Source organism: Kitasatospora sp. NPDC059795 (assembly GCF_042732175.1).
Taxonomy (GTDB): Bacteria; Actinomycetota; Actinomycetes; order Streptomycetales; family Streptomycetaceae; genus Kitasatospora.
In genome coordinates this window covers 143642-165937 of sequence record NZ_JBHWID010000017.1, presented here as the reverse complement: position 1 = coordinate 165937, position 22296 = coordinate 143642, and the positions used below count along the sequence as shown (strand labels likewise).

The window sequence follows — 22296 nt, the reverse complement described above, 5'->3', positions numbered from 1 at the left end:
AGGACCCCGAGGCCCCGATCTTCGAACTCGTCGACTACGGCGTCGTCGGCGACCTGTTCACCGTCCTGCCCCAGCTCACCAACGAGGTCAAGGCCCGCAAGGGCTGACCCGCCTCGGGCCGAACAGCGGCGCGGCCCCCGGGAGTTGTCCCGGGGGCCGCGCCCTTTCCGTGCTCGGCGGCTGCGCGGGTCAGCGGCCGGCGATGGCGTGCACGAAGCGGTTGGCGTCGATGGTGCCGAGGCCGGACGCCAGGTCGTAGCCCTTGACGGCCTTGTAGCCGGTCACGGCGTCCCAGGAGTTGTCGCCCGCGGTGACGTCGACGATGCCGCTCAGCTGCGGGGGAAGCGCGGCCATCGCGTACATGCGCGGGTTGAGCTGGCCGAGGCGGTGCCCGGCGAGCTGGTCGGCGAGCGCCACGATGCCCGAGAAGATCGGGGTGGCCTCGCTGGTGCCGCCGGTCAGGTGCCAGCCGACCCGGGTCGGGTCGTAGGACTCGTACGTCCAGGCGGCGCCGTCCACGGCCGCGCTCATCGAGATGTCCGGGGTGCCGCGGTGGTTGCCGGTCACGTTGGCGACGCCCGTCTGGTACCAGGGGCGCTCGAAGACGCCGGACACGCCGCCGCCGGCCGCGCCGTAGTCGTCGTGCCAGACCTTGTCCGGGGCGGTGCGGTTGCCGTTGTTGTCCAGGGTCAGCTGGGTGCCGCCGACCGAGGTGACCAGCGGGTCCGCGGACGGGAAGGAGTTGACCCGGTACGGGTACAGGTCGGAGCCGTTCTCCATCGCGTCGGTGGCGCCGTTGTCGCCCGAGGCGGCGAGCACGGTGACGTCCTTGGCGGCGGCGAACTTGAACGCGTACCGCAGGCTCTCGATGGACTTGAAGTTGCCCTTGTCGAAGCCCGGGAAGGTGTTCTCGGTGGCGCCGAAGCTCTGCGAGATCACGTCCACGTCGCGGTGCTGCATGAGCGACTTCTCGGCGTCCATCATCTCCGGCAGGCCGGTGACGCCCTCGGTCTCCGCGACGCCCGTCTCGACCAGCACGATGTGCGCGTCGGGGGCGACGGCGTGCGCGTACTCCACGTCGAGGGTGGTCTCGCCCGCCCAGCCGGTGTGCTCCTCGTTGGTCGGGTCGAACGGCGGGACGTTGCCCCACTTGACGACCTCGACCTGGGTGTCCGGGATGCCCCACTGCTTGTCGAACATCTCCAGGTCGTGCTGGATGGTCGGCGAGCCGAACGAGTCGACGATCACGATGGTGCGGCCCTTGCCGGTGACGCCCTGCTGGTACAGCGGGTTCAGGTTGTAGGCCTGGCGGTACTGCAGCGGCGAGTAGCAGTGGATGCCGAGCTGGGACACGCAGTCGGACGTCGATATCGGCGCGACCCGGCCGATCGCGTCGATGTGCCCGGCCGAGGCGGGACGCAGGTGGAACGCGGCCGGCAGGTGCAGGTCGGCCGCCGTGCGGGCGGTCGCGGTGGCGCCGGTCAGGGCGGTGGCCCCGACGGCGAGCAGCGCGGCGGCGCGCAGCGCGTGGGAGCGGCGGGGACCCGCGGTGGCGGGGTGCATGCCCAAAGGGACTCCTCGAAAGACGGTTCCCGGCCGGACCGGCCGGGACGACCCCTATCCCACCGGCCCCGGCGGGGCCCGGCCATAGTCCGAATCGGGCGGTGGAAGTGGTTCCGGTAGGCCACGAGATTCGGTAAAGAAACTGGAGGGGTTCGGTAACGTCCCAGCTCAGCACGGTGGATGACGTTCCGCCAGGTGAGCGGCCCGGCGGGTGTACTCCGACGGCCCGCGCCTCGTAGAGTCGGGCGGCATGGGACTGCTGACAGCACTGGACGGCACGTACGGGGACCGCGCGGACGCGGTGGCGGTGGACGGGCGGGCACTGTCGCTCGAAGAACTGCTCGGCGCCGCCGGAGCGGTCGCCGAACGGGCCGCCGGCGCGCCCGCGCTGGCGGTGCTCGCCCGGCCCGAGGCGGAGACCGTCGCGGCCGTGGTCGGCGGACTGCTGGCCGGCGTCCCCGTGGTGCCGCTGCCGTCCGACTCCGGGCCGCTGGAACGCGCCCACATCCTGCGCGACAGCGGCGCCACCCTGCTGGCGGGCACCCGTCTGCCGCAGGACGTCGACGGGCCCGCGCCGCTGCCGGTCCGGCTCGCCGACCGGGCGAGCGCCCAGTGGCGGCCCGCCGCCGAGGACCCCGACCGGACGGCGTTCGTGCTCTACACCTCCGGCACCACCGGCGCCCCCAAGGGCGCGCTGATCCCGCACCGCGCCGTCGCCGCCGGACTCGACGGCCTTGCCGACGCCTGGCAGTGGAACGCCGACGACACCCTCGTCCACGGCCTGCCGCTGTTCCACGTCCACGGCCTGGTCCTCGGCGTGCTCGGCGCGCTGCGCACCGGCAGCCGGCTCGTCCACACCGGACGGCCCACCCCCGCCGGGTACGCCGCCGCCCGCGGCAGCCTGTACTTCGGGGTGCCCACCGTGTGGTCCCGGATCGCCGCCGACACCGACGCCGCCCGCGAGCTGGCCGCCGCCCGGCTGCTGGTGTCCGGCAGCGCCCCGCTGCCCGTCCCCGTCTTCGAACAGCTGCGCCGCCTCACCGGCCAGGCCCCCGCCGAGCGGTACGGCATGACCGAGACCCTGATCACCGTCGCCACCCGCGCCGACGGCGAACGGCGGCCCGGCGCGGTCGGCGTGCCGCTGCCCGGCGTCCGTACCCGGCTGGTCGGCGAGGACGGGCAGGCCGTGCCGCACGACGGGGAGAGCGTCGGCGAGTTGCAGGTGCAGGGGCCGACGCTGTTCGACGGGTACCTCGGGCGGGCGGACGCGACGGCCGCGTCGTGGACCGCCGACGGGTGGTTCCGGACCGGGGACGTGGCCGTGATCGAACCCGACGGGTTCCACCGGATCGTCGGGCGGGCGTCCGTGGACCTGATCAAGAGCGGCGGCTACCGGATCGGCGCCGGCGAGGTCGAGGCCGCCCTGCGCGACCACCCCGGCGTGCTGGACGCCGCCGTGGTCGGCGCGCCCGACCACGACCTCGGGCAGGTGGTGGTGGCCTATGTGGTCGCCGGGGAACGGGAGTTGACCGGGGAGCAGCTGATCGACTTCGTGGCGCGGCGGCTGTCCGTGCACAAGCGGCCGCGGCGGGTCGTGCTGGTGGAGGACCTTCCGCGCAACGCGATGGGCAAGGTGCTGAAGAAGCAGCTGCTGCTCGGACCCGAGGCGTAGGGCCGGACAGGCCCCGGGCGCCTCCCGGGGCCGGAAAGCGGTCCTTTCAGGAGGGCGGGGAGTGGGTACCAGAGGAGATGGCGCCGGGGCCCGGGTCCCGCGCTGCCCGGCGGACCGGCCGGGCCGGCACAGAGGGGCAGGGGTGCTGTGATCGTCTGGGTCAATGGGGCAGTCGGAGCGGGCAAGACGAGCGCCTGCCGGGAACTGGCCGGGCTGCTGCCCGGAAGCGTGCTGTTCGAGCCGGAGACCGTCGGGACGCTGCTGCGCGCCACCCTGCCGCCGGGCCGGGTCGGCCCCGACGACCTGCCGGAACTGCCCGCGTGGCGGTGCCTGGTCGCCGAGACCGCCGCAGCGCTGGCCGACGAGGCGGACGGGCCGGTGCTCGTCCCGATGACGCTGCTGCGGCAGGAGCACCGCGACGAGATCTTCGGCGCGCTGGCCGGGCGCGGGCTGCCCGTGCACCACGTCGTCCTGGACCCGGTCGAAACGATCCTGCGGGCCAGGATCGCCACCCGCTCGGGCGCCTCGATCGGCGGCGGCGCGGCGGCGCGGCAACGCAGCCGCGAGGCGCTGCCGGTCTACCTCGCCGCCCGGGGGTGGCTGGCCGGCGACGCGCGGATGATCGACAACGGGGTGCTGACGCCGCGGCAGACCGCGGAGCGGATCGCCGAGGTGGTGCGCAGCGGGGCCGCGCGCTGTCCGATCGTGCGCACCGAGGGCGGGGACGGGGACACCGTCGCCGCCGCGGTCCTGCTGTTCGACGACCGGGACCGGGTGCTGCTCGTCGACCCCGCGTACAAGCCGCACTGGGAGTTCCCCGGCGGCGTCGTCGAACGCGGCGAATCGCCGACCTCGGCGGCGGTGCGGGAAGCCGCCGAGGAACTCGGCCTGCGACTGCGCCCCGAGGAGCTGCGGCTGCTCGCCGTCGACTGGGAACCGGGCAAGAGCCGCGGCCGCGGCGGCCTCCGCCTCGTCTACGACGGCGGCCGGCTCGGGCCCTCCGAGGTGCTGCGCCTGCGGCTGCCCACCGGCGAACTCCGCGACTGGCACTTCGCGACCCTGCGGGAGGCCGCGGAGATGCTCCCGCCGGCCCGGCTGCGCCGCCTGGTCGCTGCGCTGGAGGCCCGCGCGGAAGGCGAGTTGAGGTACCTGGAGGGCGGGCGGCGGGCGGCGACGGGGGCTGCGCCGGCACGGTGAGGGGCCGCCGCGCTCCGGGGGCGGGGTCGGGTGCGTGCCGTGTCCGTGTGGGCTCGTTGCGGCGCGCGAGGCTCGTGCCGAGGGGGTGGCAGTCGGTCGGCGGGGACCGCTGCGGAGGCTGGTGCCGCGCTGCCCGGGCGGGCGGGCGGGCGAGGCGCGGCGAGGGCCGGGGTGGCGACATGAGTGCCTGCGGGTGACCGTGTCGGCCCAGGGCCGGGGTGGCGGAGTGGGAGGGTGGGGGGATGCCGTTCACGTTGAGTCATGTCGCCGGGGTGCTGGGCGGGCTGCGGGGGGCCCGGCGGCGGGGGGCGGTGGTGGCGGCGGGGCTGGTGGCGGGGGCGATGGCGCCGGATGTGCCGTTCTTCGTGGAGTCGGTGGCGCCCGGGGCGTACCGGTGGGGCGGGGTGACGCATCGGTGGTGGGCGGCCGGGACGGTCGACGTGGTGATCGGGGCCGGGCTGGTGGCGGGGTGGTACGGGGTGTGGCGGCGGCCGCTGGTGGCGGCGGTGCCCGGCGCGTGGGGCGAGGTGGTGCTGCCCGAGGGGCGGCCCGGGACGGGTGAACTCGCCCGGGCAGCCGGGGCGTTGGCGGTCGGGGCGGCGAGCCACCTGGTGTGGGACGCGTTCACCCATCAGGGCCGGGCCGGCGTGCGGGCGTTGCCCGTGCTGGAGCGGCGGGTGGCCGGCGTCCCGCTGTACACCGTTCTGCAGTACGGCACTTCGGCGTTGGGGCTGGCGCTGCTGGCGCGTCATGCCGGGCCGTGGCGGGCGGCCGATCGGCGCACCGCGTCGTTGCTCGCCGCCGCGACGGTGCTAGGTGCGGTCGAGCGGGTGCGGCGCGGGGAGCGGGGGGTCGTGGACGAGGCGTGCTTCGGGGCCGGCGCGGGGCTGGCGGTCGGGGCGGCGCTGCTCGGGGCGGGGCGATAGTCTCTGCCGCTGCACCGAGAGACGGGGGACGCGGGATGAAGACCGAAGTGATGGACCGCAAGCTGGCGTTGGTGTCGGCCGCGCGCCGGGCCGTGCTGCGACTGGACGAGAGCGAGCGGCCGCGACTGGTGGTCCTCGGCGTGGGCGCCACCACCAACTGGCTGCTGGCGGTGGGCGGGCTGATCGGGCTGATGTTCCAGGAGGCCTACTACCTGGCGGTGACGGACCGTTCGGTGTACGTGCTGCGAGGGCCACGGACCGAGATGGGACCGAACCGGCTGATGCACGTGGTGCCGCTCGCGGAGGGGGCCGGCCTGGTGGCGAAGGTGAAGCTCGGCCGGACGTGGAACTCGCTGCGGCTGCGCCTGCCGGGGCGGCGGCGGCCGGTGCGGGTGAAGGTGTCGGTCTTCTCGCGGGCCGAACTCGACCGTTTCCTCGCCAAGTTGTGAGCGTGGGGCCGCCGCCCGGCCGGGGTCGTCCGGGCGGCGGACGGGAGGGGTCGGGCCGGGCTATTCGCCGGGCTGGGGGAGGTAGCCGTGGTCGGAGAGGTGGGCGCCGATCTCGCGGTAGAGGGCGGGGTCTTCCGGGGTGATGGCGCCGAGGCCGTCGACGTAGCGGTTGTACATGCAGAACGCGGCCGCGACCAGCACGGTGTCGTGGATGGACGCGTCGTCCGCGCCGAGGGCGCGGGCCGCGGCGATGTCCTGCTCGGTGACGGACAGTCCGCTCTCGGCGACCTTGCCCGCGATCTGCAGCAGTGCACGCATCAGGTCGGAGACAGGGGCGGTGGACAGGTCGCGCTGGACGGCCTCGACCAGGGCGAAGTCGCCGTCCAGGCGGTGCGCGGCGGTGGCGCCGTGCGCGGCCGAGCAGTAGCGGGTGCAGTTGAGCGACGACACGTACGCGGCTATCAGTTCGCGTTCGCCGACGGACAACGGGGACTCGCCGCGCAGGAGTTGCTCGGCGAGCTCGCTCAGCGCCAGGCCGGAGGCGGGGTTGAAGGACAGCAGGCCCCGGATACCGGGGTAGGGGGTGGGGAGCGCGATATGCGGCATGGCCCTTACTGAACCTGTTCATGACGCCCTTGGCAAGGCCTTGACCTGCGGTTGTGCTGTCACAGCAGGTAGGCGGCGGCGGCCGGGACGCCCGCCCCACGGCCGGGGCGGGTCCTGGCCGGAGACCCGGGCGGGCAGATTAGGATGGGCGACCGTGACTGACACCGGTAGCACCCAGGAACAGGACCCCGTCGAGCCGGTCGCGGCCCCTGCCGCGGACACCGGTGACGAGGTGTCGGACGAGACGGTTGTGGCGCCCGCGAGTACGGACATCGATCCGGCGGCGGCCGCCGAGAAGGCGGCACTGCTGGACGGCGTGTGGGACGTGGTCGTGGTCGGCGCAGGACCGGCCGGCTCGTCGGCGGCGTACGCGGCCGCGACGCGCGGACGGCGGGTGCTGCTGCTCGACAAGGCCGAGCACCCCCGGTACAAGACCTGCGGCGGCGGCATCATCGGCCCGTCCCGCGACTCGCTGCCGGCCGACTTCAAGTTGCCCTTGCAGGACCGGATTTCGGCCGTCACCTTCGCGCTGAACGGCAAGTGGACGCGCACCCGGCGCTCGAAGCGGATGCTGTTCGGCGTGGTCAACCGCGACGAGTTCGACCTGCGTCTGGTGCAGGCCGCCGAGCAGGCCGGCGCGGTGCTGGTCACCGGCGTCACCGCGACCGGCGTCGAGCAGCAGGGCGGCGACAGCCGCACCGTGTTCGTGACGCTGGCGGGCGGCGGGCGCGTCGAGGCGCGGGCGGTGGTCGGCGCGGACGGCTCCGCGAGCCGGATCGGGCGTCATGTCGGCGTCAGCTTCGACCAGATCGACCTGGGCCTGGAGGCGGAGATCCCCGTCCCGGAGTCCGTCTCCCGCGAGTGGGCCGGGCGGATCCACCTGGACTGGGGGCCGCTGCCCGGCTCGTACGGGTGGGTGTTCCCGAAGACCGACTCCGGGACGCTGACGGTCGGCGTGATCTCCGCGCGCGGCGACGGCGAGCGGACCAAGCAGTACCTGGCGGACTACATCCGTCGCCTCGGGCTGTCCGGGTTCACGCCGCTGGTGGAGTCCGGGCACCTGACGCGGTGCCGCGCCGAGGACTCGCCGCTGTCGCGCGGGCGGGTGCTGGTGGCCGGTGACGCGGCCGGGCTGCTGGAGCCGTGGACCCGCGAGGGCATCTCGTACGCGCTGCGGTCCGGGCGGCTGGCCGGCGAGTGGGCCGTGCAGGTCGCGGAGGCGAACGGCGCGGCGGACGTGCGGCGGCAGGCGCTCAACTACTCCTTCGCCATCAAGGCGGGGCTGGGCGTGGAGATGCGGGCCGGGAAGATCATGCTGGCCTCGTTCGAGAAGCGGCCGCAGATGTTCCACGCGGCGGTCTCGCTGATCACGCCGGCGTGGCGGGCGTTCGCGCGGACCACGCAGGGGCACACGACGTTCGCGCAGCTCATGCGGGACCACCGGGCGGCGCGGAAGCTGGCGTCGATCGCGGGGCGGTAAGGGTTGCGGATCCGCCCGAGGAGGGGAGTTCCCTTCTCGGGCGGATCTTTGCGTCCAGGGCCTTCCGCTTCGCGCAGTTCCCCGCGCCCCTGACGGGGCGCTGTTGGGTGGGGCGTGAGGACCTGGCGGGGCAGGGGTGGGGACGTCGCTTCGCCCGTCCCTGGCGGGGGCTTACTTGAGGCCGGTGTCCAGGGCGTTCATCAGGGTGCCGGAGGGGGTGTCGCCGGACATTTCCCAGACCATGGCGCCGAGGAGGTTCTTGGACTTGAGCCAGGCGGTCTTCCGGTCGATGGACCAGGCGTCGTCGAAGGTCCACCACTGGCCGCCGTTGCCGGTGTAGCCGTAGGTGGAGACGGAGACCGGGTCGTGGTAGACGGTGAGGTTGGGGACGGACGTGATGAGGTTGTTGTAGCCGCGGGTGCCGGCCTCCTCGGCGAACTGGCCGGGGGCTGCGCCGCCGGCGGCCTGCCAGGCGCCGTGGACGCCGCCGTCGGTGACGTTCTGCCAGCCGCGCCCGTAGAAGGGGAAGCCGATGGTGAGCTTGCGGGGGTTGACGCCGGCGTCGAGGTAGGTGGTGACGGCGTTCTCGACGGAGAAGTGGAACGGGTAGGGGTCGGTGGGGTCGGTGTGGAGGTTGGCCTGCTGGCCGGTGCGGTTGGGCTCCCAGGAGTTGTCGGAGCCGGAGCCGTGGAAGTCGTAGCCCTGGACGTTGGCGATGTCGAGGGACTGGAAGATCTTCGAGAGGTCCCAGCCCTGGCCGATCTTGGCGGGGTCGGCGGGGGTGAAGGCGGTGAGCAGCTTGTGGGAGCCGCCGAGGGCGTCGAGCTGGCGGCGGAACTCGGCGAGCAGCAGGGTCAGGTTGTCCTTGTCGGCGGTGGAGTAGTGGTTGCCGGGGTGGCCGTCCGCGGAGCCGGGCCACTCCCAGTCGATGTCGATGCCGTCGAAGATGCCCGCCGCGGTGCCGGGGCCGCCCGCGCCGTTGTAGGAGGGCAGGTTGCCCTTGATCCAGATGTCGAGGCAGGAGGAGACGAGCTTCTTGCGGGAGGCGTCGGTGGCGGCGGCGTCGGAGAAGAACTTGGAGTACGTCCAGCCGCCGAGCGAGACCACGACCTTGAGGTTGGGGTACTTGGCCTTGAGCTTCTTCAGCTGGTTGAGGTTGCCGCGCAGCGGTGACCAGCCGTCGTCGGCGACGCCGTCCACGGACTGGGCGGCGCTCATCGGACGGGCGTAGTCGGCGTCGGCGTCGCCCGCGCCGGTGCCCTGCTCGGGGTCCTCGGGGTCGGCGGTGGTGCCCTTGGTGACGCCCGCCAGGCAGGTCAGGTTGACCGGGTCGATGTTCTCGAAGGCGTAGTTGACGACGTCGAGCTTGGCGGCGCTGCCGGAGGTGTCGAGGTTCTTGACGAAGTACTGGCGCCCGTAGATGCCCCACTGGACGAAGTAGCCGACCCGTGAGTACTTTCCGGGGCCGGCGAGGTCGCCGGTGGTGACGGTGAGGGCGTTGGAGGCGGGGGAGTTGTTGTCGGCGGCGTCCCGGGCCCTGACCGTGAAGGTGTACGGGGTGGCGGGGGAGAGCTGTCCGACGGTGGCCGTGGTGGTGGTGACGGTCTGGACGAGGGCCGCGCCCTGGTAGACGTCGTAGGCGGCGACCCGCTTGTTGTCGGTGGCGGCGTCCCAGGCGAGCGAGACGCTGGTGGAGGTGGTGCCGGTGGAGCGCAGGTTGCCCGGGGCGGTCGGCGGCACGGTGTCGGTGGCCGGGTCGACGGTGGAGAAGAACACCGGGGTGCTGAGCGGGCCGGTGTTGCCGCGGGTGTCCTTGGCGCGGACGTTCAGGGTGTACGTGGTGGCCGGGGTCAGGCCGGTGAGCGTGGTGGACAGGCCGGTGGCGGAGCCGAGGACCGTCGAGCCGTTGAGGATGTCGTACGAGGCGACGGGGAAGTCGCCCTTGCTCGCCGCCGTCCAGCCGAGCGAGATGGTGTGGGCGGTGGCGTCGACCGGCGTCGGGGCGCCGGGCGCGGTCGGCGGGACGTCCGGGGTGCCGTCGCACTTGTCGCCGTTGACGCGGCAGTTGAGCGGCGCGGTGATCGGGCCGTTGCCGATGAACCAGAAGCTGTACGGCTCGGTGGAGCCGTTCGCGGGCACCGTCGCGTTGTAGTACGCGTTGGTGGCGACGACGTGGCTGCCGGTGGTGGTGGCCGTGCCGTTGTAGGTGCCGGTCATGGTGACGCCGGAGGGCAGGTCGAACTCGAGCGTCCAGCCGTTGACGGCGGTCGCGTTCGGGTTCTTGACGACGAACGTGCCCTTCCACCAGGAACCGTAGTTGTCGCCGGTGAAGGTGGCGGTGAGCTTGGCCGCGGCGTGCGCGGGGGTGGCGGCGAGCAGGGCGATCGGCAGGGCGAGCGCGGCGAGCAGGGCCAGCAGTCTGGCCCGGAGGCGTTGCCTGGAGCGGACGTGCATCGGTACTCCCTGTCTGGTGTGGGGGATTCCGTACAGGGGTGCCCGGGAGCCGGCAACAGGAGGGTAAGTGGACTGGACCAACTCGTCAACAGGTCTATACCTGAAGGGAGTTGACAACGCCCCCCGGCGCATGATCCACCCGATGTCGGCGCCGGCTGGCAGGATCGCGGGCATGGGACTCGATGTGATGGTGGGGGCGTTGATCGACGCCGAACAGGACACCGCGGACTGGTTCCGCGCCGAGTGCGCGACGATACGCGCGGTGCTGGAGCGCGAAGGCCTGCCGGGCTGGCAGGAGCCGGAGACCGGCGAGCAGTTCTGCGACCGGGTGTGGGGCTACTCGGGGCTGCACACGCTGCGCCGCGTCGCCGTGCACCTGGCCGTCAAGGGGCAGCTGCCCGATCCGCTGGAGGACGGCGAGCGTGCCACCGACGACGAGCTGTTGAGCGACGCGTACTTCGACGTGCCGGACGACCCGCCGGGCCCGTTCGACCACCTGGTGCACCACTCGGACTGCGAGGGCTACTACGTCCCGGTGGACTTCGGGCCGGTACTGGTCGACGAGGAGCTGTCCGGCGGCTCGCTCGGCTCCTCGGTGCGGTTGCTGGCGGAGCTGAAGGTGCTCGCCGAGGCGCTCGGGCTGCCGGAGGACCTGGACCCGGACTCCGAGGAGGTCTCCGACGCCTGCGACGGCCCCGACGCGGACGCCGAGGGCTGGCGGCGCTACGGCACCGAGTCGTTCATCTGCCTGCAGCTGATGCGGGCGGCCCGGCACTCGGTGGCGACCGGCGCGGTGATGGCGTTCTGCTGAGCGGCCGTCAGGGCCCGACCAGCTGCTCGGCGAGCGGGCTGCGCGCGTACAGCACCAGTCGGCCGTGCCGGGCGCGGGTGACCAGGCGGGTGGCGTGCAGCACGGCGAGGTGCTGGCTGACCGCGCCCGGGGTGACGCCCAGGCGGCGGGCCAACTCCGTGGTGGCGGTGGGTTCCTGGAGCAGGGCGAGCAGGCGGGCCTTGGGCGCGCCGAGCAGCTGTTCCAGGGCCTGCGGCGCGGGCGGCGGGTCGACGGGCCCGGTCAGATTGCCCTGGCCGCGCGCCACGTAGCTGATCGACGGGGTCAGGTCGGGGCCGATCGCGGTGATCGCGCCGCGCGCGAAGCAGGTCGGCAGCAGGGCCAGGCCGCGCCGGTCCACCCGGATGTCCTGGTCGCCGTCGCCCCAGTTGCGGTCGATGGTCAGCACGCCGTCCGTCCAGCGCAGCCGGTGGTCGAGGTCGGCGAACAGGCCTGCCGCGCCGCGTTCGGCCAGCACCCGGGAGCGGTGCACGATGTCGGCGTGCAGCACCGAGCGGGCGCGCGGCCACCAGGCGGGCTCCAGGACCCGCGTCCAGTACTGCTCCAAGGCGTCGGCGATGTCCCCGATCAGCTCCGCCGGGCGGTCGGCGAAGGACGCCAGCAGCGGCGGCACCGCGCGGTCGTGCGGCAGGAAGGTGACGGCGAACTCGTGCCGCAGCCGGGCCGGTTCGAAGGCGCGGACGACGGCCAGCTCGGCCCGGAAGTCCGGGAACGGGACGCTCGGGCGGGGCGTCAGGAAGTCCGGCACGTACTTGTTGCTCGCGATCAGGGCGCGCAGCAGCGGCGCGGCCGGCAGCGCCTCGAAGGCGGGGCGCATCGCCTCGAACGCCGCGCCGTGCGGGTACTGGCCGGGGTGGGTCCACATCCGCAGGCTGAGCACCGTCTCCTGGAGCGGCGAGCAGGCGAAGTACGTGGCGGCCAGATCGGCCAGGCCCAGCCGGAACCGCAGCACCATGGTGTTCCCCCTGTTCGGGCCGGTGGATTCAGGCCCGGGCTAAATCAATACCACGGCCGCTCCGTACCCGGTCTGATCAGGTCATGACCGCCACTGAACTCGCGGCCGACGAGGCCGCGTTGCCCAGCCATGCCCGAAAGAGCCGGTTCGCCCGGCTGCTGCCCCAGGACCCGGTGCTGCGCCGGCTGTCCGTGATCACCCTGATCAACACGGCCGGCAACGGCCTCTCGATGACCCTGTCCGTGCTGTTCTTCACCCGCATCCTGGGCTTCGGGGTCGCGCAGGTCGGCGTGGTGCTGACGGTCGCCGGGGCGTTCGGGCTGGCGGCGGGCGTGCCGGCGGGCCGGCTGTCCGACCGGTTCGGGCCCAAGCCGGTGCTGGTGGTGCTGCTGGTGGTCCAGGGGGTGTGCGCGGTCGGGTACGTGCTGGTGCACGACCTGGCGGTGTTCGCGGCGCTGGCCTGCCTGCTGGCCGCGGCCGACCGGGGAGGCTCGGCGGTGCGCGGCGCGCTGTTCGCCGAGGTGCTGCCGGTGGACGGCCGGGTCGCGGGGCGGGCCTACCTGCGCTCGGTCACCAACGTCGGCATCTCGCTGGGCACCGTCGGGGCCGCTCTGGTGCTCCAACTCGACACCCGGGGCGCATACTTGACGGCGCTTCTGGTCGACGGCGCGACGTACGGCGTGATCGCGGCGATGTATCTGCTGGTGGTGCACGTTCCGCCGCGCACCGCCGAACAGGCCGCGAGGACCAAGGCCGAGGGCGGCGTCATGGCGGTGCTGCGGGACGGCCGCTACCTGGCGATGACCGGCCTGAACGCGGTGATCACGCTGCAGTTCGTGATGATCGAGGTCGGGGTGCCGCTGTGGGTGGTGCGGGAGACCGACGCGCCGCGCTGGATGGTGGCCGGCGCCCTGCTGGTGAACACCGCGCTGGTGATCGTCCTCCAGGTCCGGGCCACCCGGGGCGCCGAGGAGGTCGGTGCGGCCGCCCGGATCTTCCGCCGGGGCGCGCTGCTGGTGGCCGGCTCCTGCGCGGTGCTGGCGCTGGCCGCCGGCCTGCCCGGCTGGGCGGCGGCGCTGGTCATCGCCGCCGGCGTCGGACTCCAGGCGCTCGGCGAGGTGTACAGCCAGGCCGGCGCGTGGGCGCTCGGATACGACCTGGCGAAGGAGCACGCGCACGGCACCTACCAGGGCGTCTTCAACACCGGCATGTCGGCCGCGATGATGGTCGGCCCGGTGCTGATCACCTCGGTGGTGATCGCCCACGGCCCGGCCGGCTGGCTGCTGCTGGGCGCGCTGTTCGCGGCCGCGGGCGTCGGCATGACGATGCTGGTGCGCCGCTGAGCGGTGCGGTCGCAACGGCGCGGGGACGACGTACGGCGCGAGCGGCGCGGGCGGCGAGCGGTGCGCGGGCGACGGACGGCGCGGGGGTGACGGACGGCGCGGGGGCGACGGACGGCGCGGGTGACGAGGGTCCGTCACCCGCGCCGCCGGCGGGTCAGCAGCTCAGGTTCGAGCCGGTCGGGACGCCGAGGACGGAGGTGAAGTTGGTGTACGCGTTGATCCGGCTCTGGACCTGGGCGGGGTTGCCGCCGTTGCACTCCAGGGAGCCGTTGATGGAGCGGATGGTCTCGCCGAAGCCCTTGCCGTTGACCATGGCGTTGTGCGCGGTCATGGTGCCCGGGCCGTTCTGCGTCATCCAGTACCAGATGCCGGTCTTCCAGGCGACGGCCGCGTCGGTCTGCACCAGGTTCGGGTTGTTCAGCAGGTCGATGCCGAGCGCGTCGCCCGCCGCCTTGTAGTTGAAGTTCCAGCTCAGCTGGATCGGGCCGCGCCCGTAGTAGGCGGCCTGGCCGGCCGGGCAGCCGTAGGGCTGGGAAGTGTCGCAGTAGTGCGGGTAGTTGGCGGTGTTCTGCTCGACGACGTACACCAGCCCGCCGGTCTCGTGGTTGATGTTGGCGAGGAACGCCGCCGCTTCCTGCTTCTTCACGGTGTCGGAGCCGGTGCCCGCGAACGCCGGGTAGGCGTTCAGCGCCGCGACCAGGCCGCTGTACGTGTAGAACGGGTTCCGGCTCGGGAACATCTGGTTGAACTGGGCCTCGGAGACCACGAATCCGCCCGGGTTGGGGCTGGTGCTCGTGCTGGTGCTCGGGCTCGGCGAGGGCTGGTCGGTGCCGCAGGTGTTGTACGGGCTCCAGTACCAGGTGGAGATCGTCGGGTCGTAGCCCGGGTTGTCGTGGGTCGCGATGTAGAACTGGCCGTTGGGCGCGTACCGGACCACCGTGCCGGTGGTGTACTGGGTGCCCGCGATCCAGGTCTGGAAGGCGCAGACCGTGCCGGTGGGGGTCGGGCTCGGGCTCGGCGTGGTGCCGCCGCAGGCACCCTGGTCGGCCCAGACGCCGGTGCCGGCGGTGCTCGGCGTCTCGCCCTGGGTCCACCACTTGGCGTTCCAGTTGTGGCCGTTGTAGGAGGCGGCCATGCCGCCGGTGTACACCTGCGAGGCCGAGTAGGGGCTCGCGCAGGCGGTGGCGGCGGTGGAGGAGGTCGGCAGCATGACCGCCAGGCCGGTGGCGGCCAGCGCACCGGTCAGCAGGGCGGCGATCCGGCCGCGGGCGGTGCCGGTGCGGCGGTGGGAGACGGTTCGGGTGGGGGGCATCGGCCACTCCTTGTGGGGGGAACGAGCGGTGTGCCATGCACTCAAGCCAGGGTGACCGTTAAGTGTCAATAGGTCTAGACCTTAAGGGAATTGAGACCGTGTACGACATATCGGGTACTGGTCAGTGGACCCGGTGTCGTGCCAGGGTGCAGGCGAAGACCGTCCGACCCACCCTCAGCCGGAAGGCAGACCGCCCGATGACCAGCGAAGCCCCCCTCCTGCGTCGCAGCACCGCCGACGCCGTCGCCACCCTCGAACTCGACTCCCCGCACAACCGCAACGCCCTCTCCACCCGGCTGATGGCCGAACTCACCCGGGGCCTCGCCGACGCCGCCGCCGACCCCGACGTCCGCGCCGTCGTCCTCGGCCACACCGGCCGGGTGTTCTGCGCCGGCGCCGACCTCTCCGAGGCCACCGGCGACGACCCCACCGTCGGACCGCGCGGCCTGGTCGCCCTGCAGCGCGCCATCGTCGACTGCCCCAAGCCCGTCATCGCCCGCCTCGACGGCCACGTCCGGGCCGGCGGACTCGGCCTGGTCGGCGCCTGCGACCTCGCCGTCGCCGGACCCGCCTGCACCTTCGCCTTCACCGAGGCCCGCCTCGGCCTCGCCCCCGCCGTCATCTCGCTGCCGCTGCGCCCCAAGCTGGAACCGCGCGCCGCCGCCCGCTACTACCTGACCGGCGAGACCTTCGACTCCGCCGAGGCCGCCCGGATCGGCCTGGTCACCGAGGCCGCCGACGACACCGGCGCCGCGCTGAAGACGATCCTGGACGCGCTGCGGCTGTGCTCGCCGCAGGGCCTCGCCGAGTCCAAGCAGCTCGCCAACGCCGCCGTCCGGGAGTCCTTCGAGCGGCACACCGAGGAGCTGGTCGCGCAGTCCGCGCGGCTGTTCGGCTCCGAGGAGGCGCAGGAGGGCATGCGCGCGTTCCTGGAGAAGCGGCCGGCGCGCTGGGTGCGCTGAGCTGGCGGTACGTCGGAAGTTACCGGCCGGTGTGAGCTTGGTCCCGTTGCCCGTCGCGGGTCGTCGGCGGCCGATACGGTGAGCGCATGTCGATCGTCCGCGCGCTGCTGGGATCCGTCCGCGAGAGGTCGCGCCGGGCGGCCGGGCGCGTGGTGCACCGGGGTTGGCGCTGGGTGCAGGACACCGGCGCCGTCAGCAACCGCAACCCCGGGCCGTACCGGTTCGGGGAACTCGGCGACGGCACCAAGCTGGCGTTCCCGCTCGGCGCGGTCTTCAACGAACAGTGGATCACCATCGGCCCGTTCTCCATCATCGGAGAACGCGTCACCATCTCGGCCGGCTTCCTGCCCGGACTCGACCTCGGCCCCGAGCCGATCGTCCGGATCGGCGGCGGCTGCGTGATCGGCCGCGGCAGCCACATCGTCGGACACCAGCAGATCGTGCTCGGCGACGACGTGTGGACCGGCCCGAACGTCTACATCACCGACCAGGCCCACGAGTACCGCGACACCGAACTGCCCATCGGCAAGCAGTGGCCGCGCAACGAACCCGTCTCGATCGGCGCGGGCTCCTGGATCGGCACCGGCGCGGTGATCCTCCCCGGCGCGCGGATCGGCCGCAACGTGGTGGTCGCCGCCAACTCCGTGGTCGCGGGCGAAGTCCCCGACTACGCCGTGGTGGCCGGCGCCCCCGCCCGCCAGGTCCGCACCTGGAACCCCGAGGACGGCTGGCAGCCCCCCATCCGCCACGAGGCCCCCCGCCCCGTCCCCGACGGCGTCACCGCCGAACAACTCCGCGCCCTGGTCGGCTGGGACCTCCGCCTCCCCGGCGAGGACGCCGCCCCGGAGGCGTAGCGCGGGGGAGGGGTGGATCGGCGTGGTGAGGGCTGTCGAGCGGGGCAGGATGCTCCCGCGTGGATCTTGGGAGTGACCGGGTCGGCCCGCGAGGTGTGGAGCAACAGCTCGAAGCCGGCCGCGAGTTCGGGAAAGCCCGGCGAGGGCAGCGCGAAGCCGTCCAAGCCGGCCGGTGACTGCAGTCTTCCGCGCCGTACCGCCGCTACGGCAGCCAGTGGTGAAGCTCGACTCCCCGAGGGTGCGCTGCTGAGCGGGACGCGGCTGCACAAGCCCTGACGGGGCGACAGGGACGGAGCGGCGGTCCGGACGCGTGGGGGCGTGCGGGCCGCCGCTCGCTTTCGAGGGCGCGTCAGGTGGTGCGGGGGCGGCGGACGGTGAGGGAGAGCAGGCCGGCCAGGGCGGAGGAGGCGGCGACGGTGAGCAGGGCCGTCGGGAGGGACAGTGCGTCGGCGAGGAAGCCGATGACCGGGGGGCCGATGAGCATGCCGGCGTAGCCGAGGGTGGAGGCGGTGGCCACGCCCTGCGGGCCGGCGGTCTCGCCGGCGCGGGCGATGGCGAGCGGGAAGACGTTGGCCAGGCCGAGGCCGACCAGGACGAAGCCGGCGAGGGCGGCGGGGACGGACGGGGCGAGGGCGGCGGTCGCCATGCCCGCGCAGGCGGCCAGGCCGCCGAGCAGCAGCACCCGGGTGTGGCCGAGCCGTTCGGTCAGCCAGGTGCCGGAGAGGCGGCCCACCGTCATCGCGAACGCGAAGGCCGCGTACCCGGCGGCGGCCAGCGCCGCGCTCGCGTGGACGTCGTCGGTGAGGTGCAGGGTCGCCCAGTCGGCGAGCGCGCCCTCGCCGTACGCGGTGCACAGTGCGATCAGGCCGAGCAGCAGCACCAGCAGCCGGGCGTGCCCGGTCGGGCGTGAACGCCCGGGCGCGGCAGCGCTGTTGACGGTGCGGGGGCGGGCGGCCGGGGCGCGCAGCAGGGCGGCGCCGGCGACGGCGGTGACGACGGCCCCGAGGGCGGCGGCCAGCGTCAGCGCCCAGGCGGCGGAGAGGTGTCCGGCGAGGAGTCCGCCGATCGCCGCGCCGAGCAGGCCGCCGAGGCTGTACCCGGCGTGGAAGCTCGGCATGACGGGCCGGCGGAGTTCGGCGACCAGGTCGACGGCGGCGCTGTTCATCGCGACGTTGGCCGCGCCGTACCCGGCGCCGAACAGCAGCAGGACGGTGCCGAGGGCGAGCACGGAGTGGGTGTGCGCGGGCAGGGCGACGGAGAGGGAGAACACGGCGAGGGCGGCGACCGTGACGGGGCGGGAGCCGAAGCGCAGGCAGAGCCGGCCGACCAGGGCCATGGTGGCGACCGCGCCGGCCGAGATGCACAGCAGGGCCAGGCCCAGCGCGCTGTGCGAGGCGGCGACCTGGGCGCGGACGTCCGGGATGCGGACCACCCAGGAGGCGAACAGGAAGCCGTCGACGGCGAAGAAGGCGGTGAGGGCGAGGCGTGCCGCCGACCAGGAGGAGCGTCGGCCGGACGGGGAGGCGAGGGAGGAGGAACGGGCTTCTGTTTTGTTCAGTAGCGGCACAAAGTCAGAATAGGGGAGTGCCGCACACACCTTCAAGCCCGAATCGGAGCCCCGCCGTGAGCACCCCGCACCGCACCGCCCCCGATCGCGGCCGCGCCCTGCTCGGACCGGCGCTGCGCCTGATCCACACCGGACAGGCCCCCACCCGCTCCGCGCTCACCGGCGCCCTCGACGTCACCCGCGCCACCGCCGGCGCCGTCACCGGCGAACTGGAGGCACTCGGCCTGATCAGCGTCGACTCCCGCCCCGCCGGCGGCGGCCGCGGCCGCCCCTCGCACCGCCTCGCGCTCGCCGACCCCGGCCCCGCCGTGCTCGCCGCCCAACTGCACGCCGACGGCGTCTCCGTCGCCCTCGCCGCGCTCGGCGGCCGGCTGCTGGAGACCGCCCACCTGCCGCTGCCCGCCGACACCGCGCCCGAACGCCTGCTCGGCGCCGTCGCCGAGGCCGGCGCGACGCTCGCCCGGGGCAGCCGCCGCCGGGTGCTCGGCTTCGCCCTCGCGCTGCCCAACCCCGTCACCGAACCCGACGGCACCGCGCTCGCCGCGCTGCACTTCGACTGGCCGGCCGGTGCGCCCGTCGCCGAGCTGTTCGCCGACCGGGTGGCCGGCGCGGACCTCGGCCCGCGCGCCCGTACCGTGCTCCCGACCGCCGTCGCCAACGACGCCAACCTGGCCGCGCTCGCCGAACACCGCCACGGCGCCGGACGCGAGGCCCGGCACCTGCTGCTGGTCACCTCCGGACACCGCGGCGTCGGCGGCGCCCTGGTCGTCGACGGCCGCCTGCACACCGGCAGTTCGGGCCTCGCCCTGGAGGTCGGCCACCTCACCGTGGACCCGCTCGGCCGGCCCTGCCCGTGCGGCAACCGCGGCTGCCTGAACGCCGAGACCGACCCCGACGCGCTGTTCGCCGCCGCCAAGCGCCGCCCCGACCCCGACCGGCCGCTGCTCCCGCAGGCCCGCGAACTCGCCCGCGACCCGGAGTCCGCCGACGCCGTCGAACACGTCGTGGACCGCCTCGGCCTGGGCCTGGCCGGGCTGGTCAACATCCTCAACCCCGACCGGATCGTGCTCAGCGGCCTGCACCTCGACCTGCTGGCCGCCGCCCCCGACCGGCTCGCCGCCCAGGTCGCCGAACGCTGCCTGTGGGGCCGCAGCGGACGCGTCCCGATCGTCCCCGCGCAGGTCGCCCACGCCGGGCTGGTCGGCGCCGCCGAACTCGCCTGGGAGCCCTACCTGGAGGACCCGCAGGCCGTCGCCGGGAGCTGACCGGAACGCGAACGGCGCGGGTCGACGGATCGTCGAACCCGCGCCGTTCGGCGCACTACCGGAAGGTCACTTGCCGAAGCGGAGCTTCCACGGCGCGACGGCCGACTCCAGCTGCACGCCCAGGCTCATCTTCGACATGCCCTCGACGCGCTCCTCGAAGCGGATCGGCACCTCGGAGATGCGCATGCCGTGCTTGACCACGCGGTAGTTCATCTCGACCTGGAACGAGTAGCCGTTGGAACGCACCGACGGCAGGTCGACCTTGCGCAGCGCCTGCGCCTCCCAGGCCTTGAAGCCCGCGGTGGCGTCCTTGACCTTCAGCTGCAGGATCGCGTTGACGTAGAAGTTCGCCCACGCCGACAGCGCCTTGCGGTGCCACGGCCACTCCGACGCGGTCGAGCCGCCCGGCACGTAGCGCGAGCCGAGGACGACCGAGGAGTCGGTGGTGGTGAGCTTCTCCACCATGGCCGGGACCGCGGTGTGCGGGTGCGACAGGTCGGCGTCCATCTGGATCACGATGTCCGCGCCGTCGTCCAGCGCCTTGGTCATGCCCGCGATGTAGGCCCGGCCCAGGCCGTCCTTCTCGGTACGGTGCAGCACGGTGAGGGTGCCGCCCGACTCCGCGCCCAGCTTGTCCGCGACGTCGCCCGTGCCGTCGGGGGAGTTGTCGTCCACTACCAGAACGTGCAGGTTCGGCATGCCGAGCTCGCCCAACCGACCTACCAGGATCGGGAGGTTCTCCCGCTCGTTGTACGTCGGAACAACCACAACAACCTTCGGGTGGGCCTCAGCCATGTTTCTTCTATCCTCGATACGGTTATGAGAGCCGGATGCGGCAGTCTAGCGTTGATCCCCGCACGTACGTTCCGGGGGGCCGCCGCGGGAATGGCCGTGACCTGCCGTCCGTTCAGCCGGGCATGACCGACAACACACCGGCCGATCCGGCCGAGCCGCTGCGCTACGCCGCCTTCACCGCCGACCCCGCCGGCGGCAACCCGGCGGGCGTGGTCCTGGACGCCACCGCGCTCGACGACCGGCAGCAGTTGGCCCTGGCCGCCGAACTCGGCCACTCCGAGACCGCGTTCCTCACGCCCGTGCCCGACCAGCCGCGCAGCCGCACCGTCCGCTACTTCAGCCCCCGGCTGGAGGTGCCGTTCTGCGGGCACGCCACCATCGCCGCCGCCGTCGCGCTCGGCGAGCTGATCGGCCCCGGCGAGCTGCTGTTCGAGACCAAGGCGGGCCCGGTGCCGGTCGCGGTGGAGCGCACCGCCCGCGGAGAGTTCACGGCGACGTTGACGAGTGTTCCGCCGTATGTCGAGGAGGCCGACGCCGCGGACCTCGCCGAGGCCCTCGACGCGCTCGGCTGGAAGGCCGGGGAACTCGACCCGCAGCTGCCGCCGATGATCGCCTACGCGGGCGCCCGGCACCTGGTGATCGGCGCCGCCACCCGGGCCCGACTCGCCGACCTCGACTACGACTTCGAGGCGCTGGCCGCGCTGATGCGCCGCCTCGACCTGGTCACCCTCCAGCTGGTCTGGGAGCAGGACGCCGCCACCTTCCACGTCCGCGACCCGTTCCCGGTCGGCGGCATCGTCGAGGACCCGGCGACCGGCGCGGCCGCCGCCGCGTTCGGCGCCTACCTGCGCCACCTGCGGCACCTGGAGACCGCCCGGCTGACACTGCACCAGGGCGAGGACCTCGGCCGGCCCGGCCTGCTGACCGTGGACCTCACCGAGGGCGAGGTCCGGGTCCGGGTCACCGGCCGGGCGGTGCGCATCCCCTGACGGCCCGTCGGCCCCGGCCGGCTACTCGCCCCCGGCCGCCCGCTCGGCCCCGGCCGCCCGCTCGGCCCCGGCTGCCCGTCAGGCTCCGGGGCCGAGCCGGGTGCGGGCCAGGTCGAGCAGCGGCGGCCCGTACTCGGGGTGCGCGAGGGCGTGCGCGAACTGCGCGAGCAGGTACGCCTGCGGGTTGCCGGTGTCGTACCAGCGGCCCTCGATGACCTGGCCGTACACGGCGCGCCGGGCCGCGTACGCGTTCAGCGCGTCGGTCAGGTACAGCTCGCCGACCGGGTTGGCCCGGAACTGCCGGTACTGCTCGCGGAGTTCGTCCACCACGCCGGGCGTCAGCACGTAGCCGCCGATCGCCGCGTAGTGCGACGGGGCGACCGACGGGTCGGGCTTCTCCACCAGGCCGGTGATGCGCAGCGCGCCCTCGCCGAGATCCTCCTTGACCATCGGGACGCCGTAGCGGTGCGACTCGGTCGGGTCCATCGGCATCAGCGCCAGCACCGGAGCGCCGGTCTTCTCGTGCGCGGTGATCAACTGGCGGGCGCGCGGCACCTGCGCGACGAACACGTCGTCGGGCCACAGCACCAGGAACGGCTCGTCGCCGAAGTCGCGGGCCGCGTTCAGCACCGGCGTGCCGTTGCCGTACGGGCCGTGCTGGAACAGGTAGGTGATGTGGCCGCGCCGGGACAGGTCCGCGACGTCCTCCACCGCGTCCGCGTACGCGTCCTTGCCGGCCGCGCGCAGCTGCGCGACCAGCGCCGGGTTGGGCCGGAAGTGGTCCTGGATCAGCGACTTGTCGCCGGACACCACGACGGTGATGTCGGTGATGCCGGAGTCGATCAACTCCCGCACGGTGTGCTCGATCACCGGCCGGTCGCCGACCGGCAGCATCTCCTTCGGGATGGCCCTGGTGAGCGGGAGCAGCCGGGAGCCGAGTCCGGCCGCGGGGATGACGGCTCGGCGCAGGGTGGTGGGCATGGGGCCTCCTCCGGGTGGGCGGTCGCGGTGCCGGACCGACCGTACCAGGGGTGACGGATCGATCACGGCGCGTGGC

At 73.7% G+C, this 22296-nt stretch carries 19 protein-coding genes and 1 pseudogene; 12 read left to right on the top strand and 8 right to left on the bottom strand.

Annotation, left to right across the window (positions count from 1 at the left end; translation table 11 throughout):
• Positions 1-107, top strand: a pseudogene (locus tag ACFV4P_RS29660) (electron transfer flavoprotein subunit alpha/FixB family protein); the annotation flags it as partial.
• A gap of 82 nt (positions 108-189) precedes the next feature.
• Here ACFV4P_RS29660 and ACFV4P_RS29655 read toward each other — a convergent pair.
• Positions 190-1563, bottom strand: a complete 1374-nt coding sequence (locus tag ACFV4P_RS29655) for a S8 family serine peptidase (RefSeq protein ID WP_073815831.1) — start codon at positions 1561-1563, stop codon at positions 190-192.
• Between the two features lie 250 nt (positions 1564-1813).
• On the opposite strand from ACFV4P_RS29655, the gene ACFV4P_RS29650 reads away from it, so the two are divergent.
• The 4 genes from ACFV4P_RS29650 (at position 1814) to ACFV4P_RS29635 (ending at position 5807) form a co-directional block, all read left to right on the top strand.
• Positions 1814-3235: an acyl-CoA synthetase gene (locus ACFV4P_RS29650; protein ID WP_380476329.1), complete on the top strand. Its 1422-nt coding sequence runs from the start codon at positions 1814-1816 to the stop codon at positions 3233-3235.
• 147 nt (positions 3236-3382) lie between these two features.
• Entirely contained in the window at positions 3383-4432 is a 1050-nt protein-coding gene (locus ACFV4P_RS29645; protein WP_380476327.1) for an NUDIX domain-containing protein, read from the top strand.
• A 242-nt stretch (positions 4433-4674) separates the two neighbouring features.
• Complete coding sequence (locus tag ACFV4P_RS29640) at positions 4675-5358, top strand: DUF4184 family protein (protein ID WP_380476325.1); 684 nt, start codon at positions 4675-4677, stop codon at positions 5356-5358.
• Between the two features lie 35 nt (positions 5359-5393).
• Positions 5394-5807 carry a hypothetical protein gene (locus tag ACFV4P_RS29635; RefSeq protein ID WP_380476323.1) on the top strand — a complete coding sequence of 138 codons (414 nt, stop codon included), beginning with the start codon at positions 5394-5396 and terminating at the stop codon, positions 5805-5807.
• Positions 5808-5867: 60 nt separating this feature from the next.
• Here the strand turns inward: ACFV4P_RS29635 and ACFV4P_RS29630 are convergent, their stop codons facing one another.
• The gene (locus tag ACFV4P_RS29630; RefSeq protein WP_380476321.1) at positions 5868-6413 is read right to left on the bottom strand and encodes a carboxymuconolactone decarboxylase family protein; all 546 of its coding nucleotides are present in this window, start codon (positions 6411-6413) and stop codon (positions 5868-5870) included.
• A 154-nt stretch (positions 6414-6567) separates the two neighbouring features.
• Between ACFV4P_RS29630 and ACFV4P_RS29625 the strand changes: the two genes are divergently transcribed.
• Positions 6568-7893, top strand: a complete 1326-nt coding sequence (locus ACFV4P_RS29625; protein WP_380476319.1) for a geranylgeranyl reductase family protein — start codon at positions 6568-6570, stop codon at positions 7891-7893.
• A gap of 171 nt (positions 7894-8064) precedes the next feature.
• Here ACFV4P_RS29625 and ACFV4P_RS29620 read toward each other — a convergent pair whose 3' ends face one another.
• Positions 8065-10347: a glycosyl hydrolase family 18 protein gene (locus tag ACFV4P_RS29620; protein WP_380476317.1), complete on the bottom strand. Its 2283-nt coding sequence runs from the start codon at positions 10345-10347 to the stop codon at positions 8065-8067.
• A gap of 172 nt (positions 10348-10519) precedes the next feature.
• On the opposite strand from ACFV4P_RS29620, the gene ACFV4P_RS29615 reads away from it, so the two are divergent.
• Positions 10520-11158, top strand: coding sequence for a hypothetical protein (locus ACFV4P_RS29615; RefSeq protein ID WP_380476315.1), 639 nt, complete (start codon positions 10520-10522; stop codon positions 11156-11158).
• A 7-nt stretch (positions 11159-11165) separates the two neighbouring features.
• Here ACFV4P_RS29615 and ACFV4P_RS29610 read toward each other — a convergent pair whose 3' ends face one another.
• A complete protein-coding gene (locus ACFV4P_RS29610) occupies positions 11166-12152 on the bottom strand; it encodes an ArsR/SmtB family transcription factor (protein ID WP_380476313.1) in 987 nt (328 codons plus the stop codon).
• Positions 12153-12235: 83 nt separating this feature from the next.
• Between ACFV4P_RS29610 and ACFV4P_RS29605 the strand changes: the two genes are divergently transcribed.
• Positions 12236-13495, top strand: a complete 1260-nt coding sequence (locus ACFV4P_RS29605) for an MFS transporter (protein ID WP_380476311.1) — start codon at positions 12236-12238, stop codon at positions 13493-13495.
• A gap of 154 nt (positions 13496-13649) precedes the next feature.
• Here the strand turns inward: ACFV4P_RS29605 and ACFV4P_RS29600 are convergent, their stop codons facing one another.
• Positions 13650-14807, bottom strand: a complete 1158-nt coding sequence (locus ACFV4P_RS29600; RefSeq protein WP_380476309.1) for a glycoside hydrolase family 19 protein — start codon at positions 14805-14807, stop codon at positions 13650-13652.
• A 197-nt stretch (positions 14808-15004) separates the two neighbouring features.
• On the opposite strand from ACFV4P_RS29600, the gene ACFV4P_RS29595 reads away from it, so the two are divergent.
• Both ACFV4P_RS29595 and ACFV4P_RS29590 read left to right on the top strand, forming a co-directional pair.
• Positions 15005-15769, top strand: a complete 765-nt coding sequence (locus ACFV4P_RS29595) for an enoyl-CoA hydratase family protein (protein ID WP_380476307.1) — start codon at positions 15005-15007, stop codon at positions 15767-15769.
• A gap of 86 nt (positions 15770-15855) precedes the next feature.
• A complete protein-coding gene (locus ACFV4P_RS29590; RefSeq protein WP_380476306.1) occupies positions 15856-16623 on the top strand; it encodes an acyltransferase in 768 nt (255 codons plus the stop codon).
• Positions 16624-16972: 349 nt separating this feature from the next.
• On the opposite strand, the gene ACFV4P_RS29585 is transcribed toward ACFV4P_RS29590, so the two are convergent.
• Entirely contained in the window at positions 16973-18190 is a 1218-nt protein-coding gene (locus ACFV4P_RS29585) for an MFS transporter (protein WP_380476304.1), read from the bottom strand.
• Between the two features lie 56 nt (positions 18191-18246).
• On the opposite strand from ACFV4P_RS29585, the gene ACFV4P_RS29580 reads away from it, so the two are divergent.
• Positions 18247-19455 carry an ROK family protein gene (locus tag ACFV4P_RS29580; RefSeq protein WP_380476302.1) on the top strand — a complete coding sequence of 403 codons (1209 nt, stop codon included), beginning with the start codon at positions 18247-18249 and terminating at the stop codon, positions 19453-19455.
• A 66-nt stretch (positions 19456-19521) separates the two neighbouring features.
• Here ACFV4P_RS29580 and ACFV4P_RS29575 read toward each other — a convergent pair whose 3' ends face one another.
• On the bottom strand, positions 19522-20250 hold the full coding sequence (locus ACFV4P_RS29575) for a polyprenol monophosphomannose synthase (RefSeq protein ID WP_380476300.1): 729 nt from the start codon (positions 20248-20250) through the stop codon (positions 19522-19524).
• Positions 20251-20372: 122 nt separating this feature from the next.
• On the opposite strand from ACFV4P_RS29575, the gene ACFV4P_RS29570 reads away from it, so the two are divergent.
• Entirely contained in the window at positions 20373-21239 is an 867-nt protein-coding gene (locus ACFV4P_RS29570; RefSeq protein ID WP_380476298.1) for a PhzF family phenazine biosynthesis protein, read from the top strand.
• Between the two features lie 78 nt (positions 21240-21317).
• On the opposite strand, the gene ACFV4P_RS29565 is transcribed toward ACFV4P_RS29570, so the two are convergent.
• A complete protein-coding gene (locus ACFV4P_RS29565) occupies positions 21318-22220 on the bottom strand; it encodes a UTP--glucose-1-phosphate uridylyltransferase (RefSeq protein ID WP_380476296.1) in 903 nt (300 codons plus the stop codon).
• Between the last annotated feature and the right edge of the window lie 76 nt (positions 22221-22296).

Coding starts and splice junctions, on each gene's coding strand:
- ACFV4P_RS29570 (WP_380476298.1), top strand. CDS start 20,373: ATGACCGACAACACACCGGCCGATCCGGCCGAGCCGCTGCGCTACGCC.
- ACFV4P_RS29640 (WP_380476325.1), top strand. CDS start 4,675: ATGCCGTTCACGTTGAGTCATGTCGCCGGGGTGCTGGGCGGGCTGCGG.
- ACFV4P_RS29565 (WP_380476296.1), bottom strand. CDS start 22,220: ATGCCCACCACCCTGCGCCGAGCCGTCATCCCCGCGGCCGGACTCGGC.
- ACFV4P_RS29610 (WP_380476313.1), bottom strand. CDS start 12,152: ATGGTGCTGCGGTTCCGGCTGGGCCTGGCCGATCTGGCCGCCACGTAC.
- ACFV4P_RS29575 (WP_380476300.1), bottom strand. CDS start 20,250: ATGGCTGAGGCCCACCCGAAGGTTGTTGTGGTTGTTCCGACGTACAAC.
- ACFV4P_RS29655 (WP_073815831.1), bottom strand. CDS start 1,563: ATGCACCCCGCCACCGCGGGTCCCCGCCGCTCCCACGCGCTGCGCGCC.
- ACFV4P_RS29590 (WP_380476306.1), top strand. CDS start 15,856: ATGTCGATCGTCCGCGCGCTGCTGGGATCCGTCCGCGAGAGGTCGCGC.
- ACFV4P_RS29635 (WP_380476323.1), top strand. CDS start 5,394: ATGAAGACCGAAGTGATGGACCGCAAGCTGGCGTTGGTGTCGGCCGCG.
- ACFV4P_RS29605 (WP_380476311.1), top strand. CDS start 12,236: ATGACCGCCACTGAACTCGCGGCCGACGAGGCCGCGTTGCCCAGCCAT.
- ACFV4P_RS29650 (WP_380476329.1), top strand. CDS start 1,814: ATGGGACTGCTGACAGCACTGGACGGCACGTACGGGGACCGCGCGGAC.
- ACFV4P_RS29615 (WP_380476315.1), top strand. CDS start 10,520: ATGGGACTCGATGTGATGGTGGGGGCGTTGATCGACGCCGAACAGGAC.
- ACFV4P_RS29630 (WP_380476321.1), bottom strand. CDS start 6,413: ATGCCGCATATCGCGCTCCCCACCCCCTACCCCGGTATCCGGGGCCTG.
- ACFV4P_RS29600 (WP_380476309.1), bottom strand. CDS start 14,807: ATGCCCCCCACCCGAACCGTCTCCCACCGCCGCACCGGCACCGCCCGC.
- ACFV4P_RS29620 (WP_380476317.1), bottom strand. CDS start 10,347: ATGCACGTCCGCTCCAGGCAACGCCTCCGGGCCAGACTGCTGGCCCTG.
- ACFV4P_RS29595 (WP_380476307.1), top strand. CDS start 15,005: ATGACCAGCGAAGCCCCCCTCCTGCGTCGCAGCACCGCCGACGCCGTC.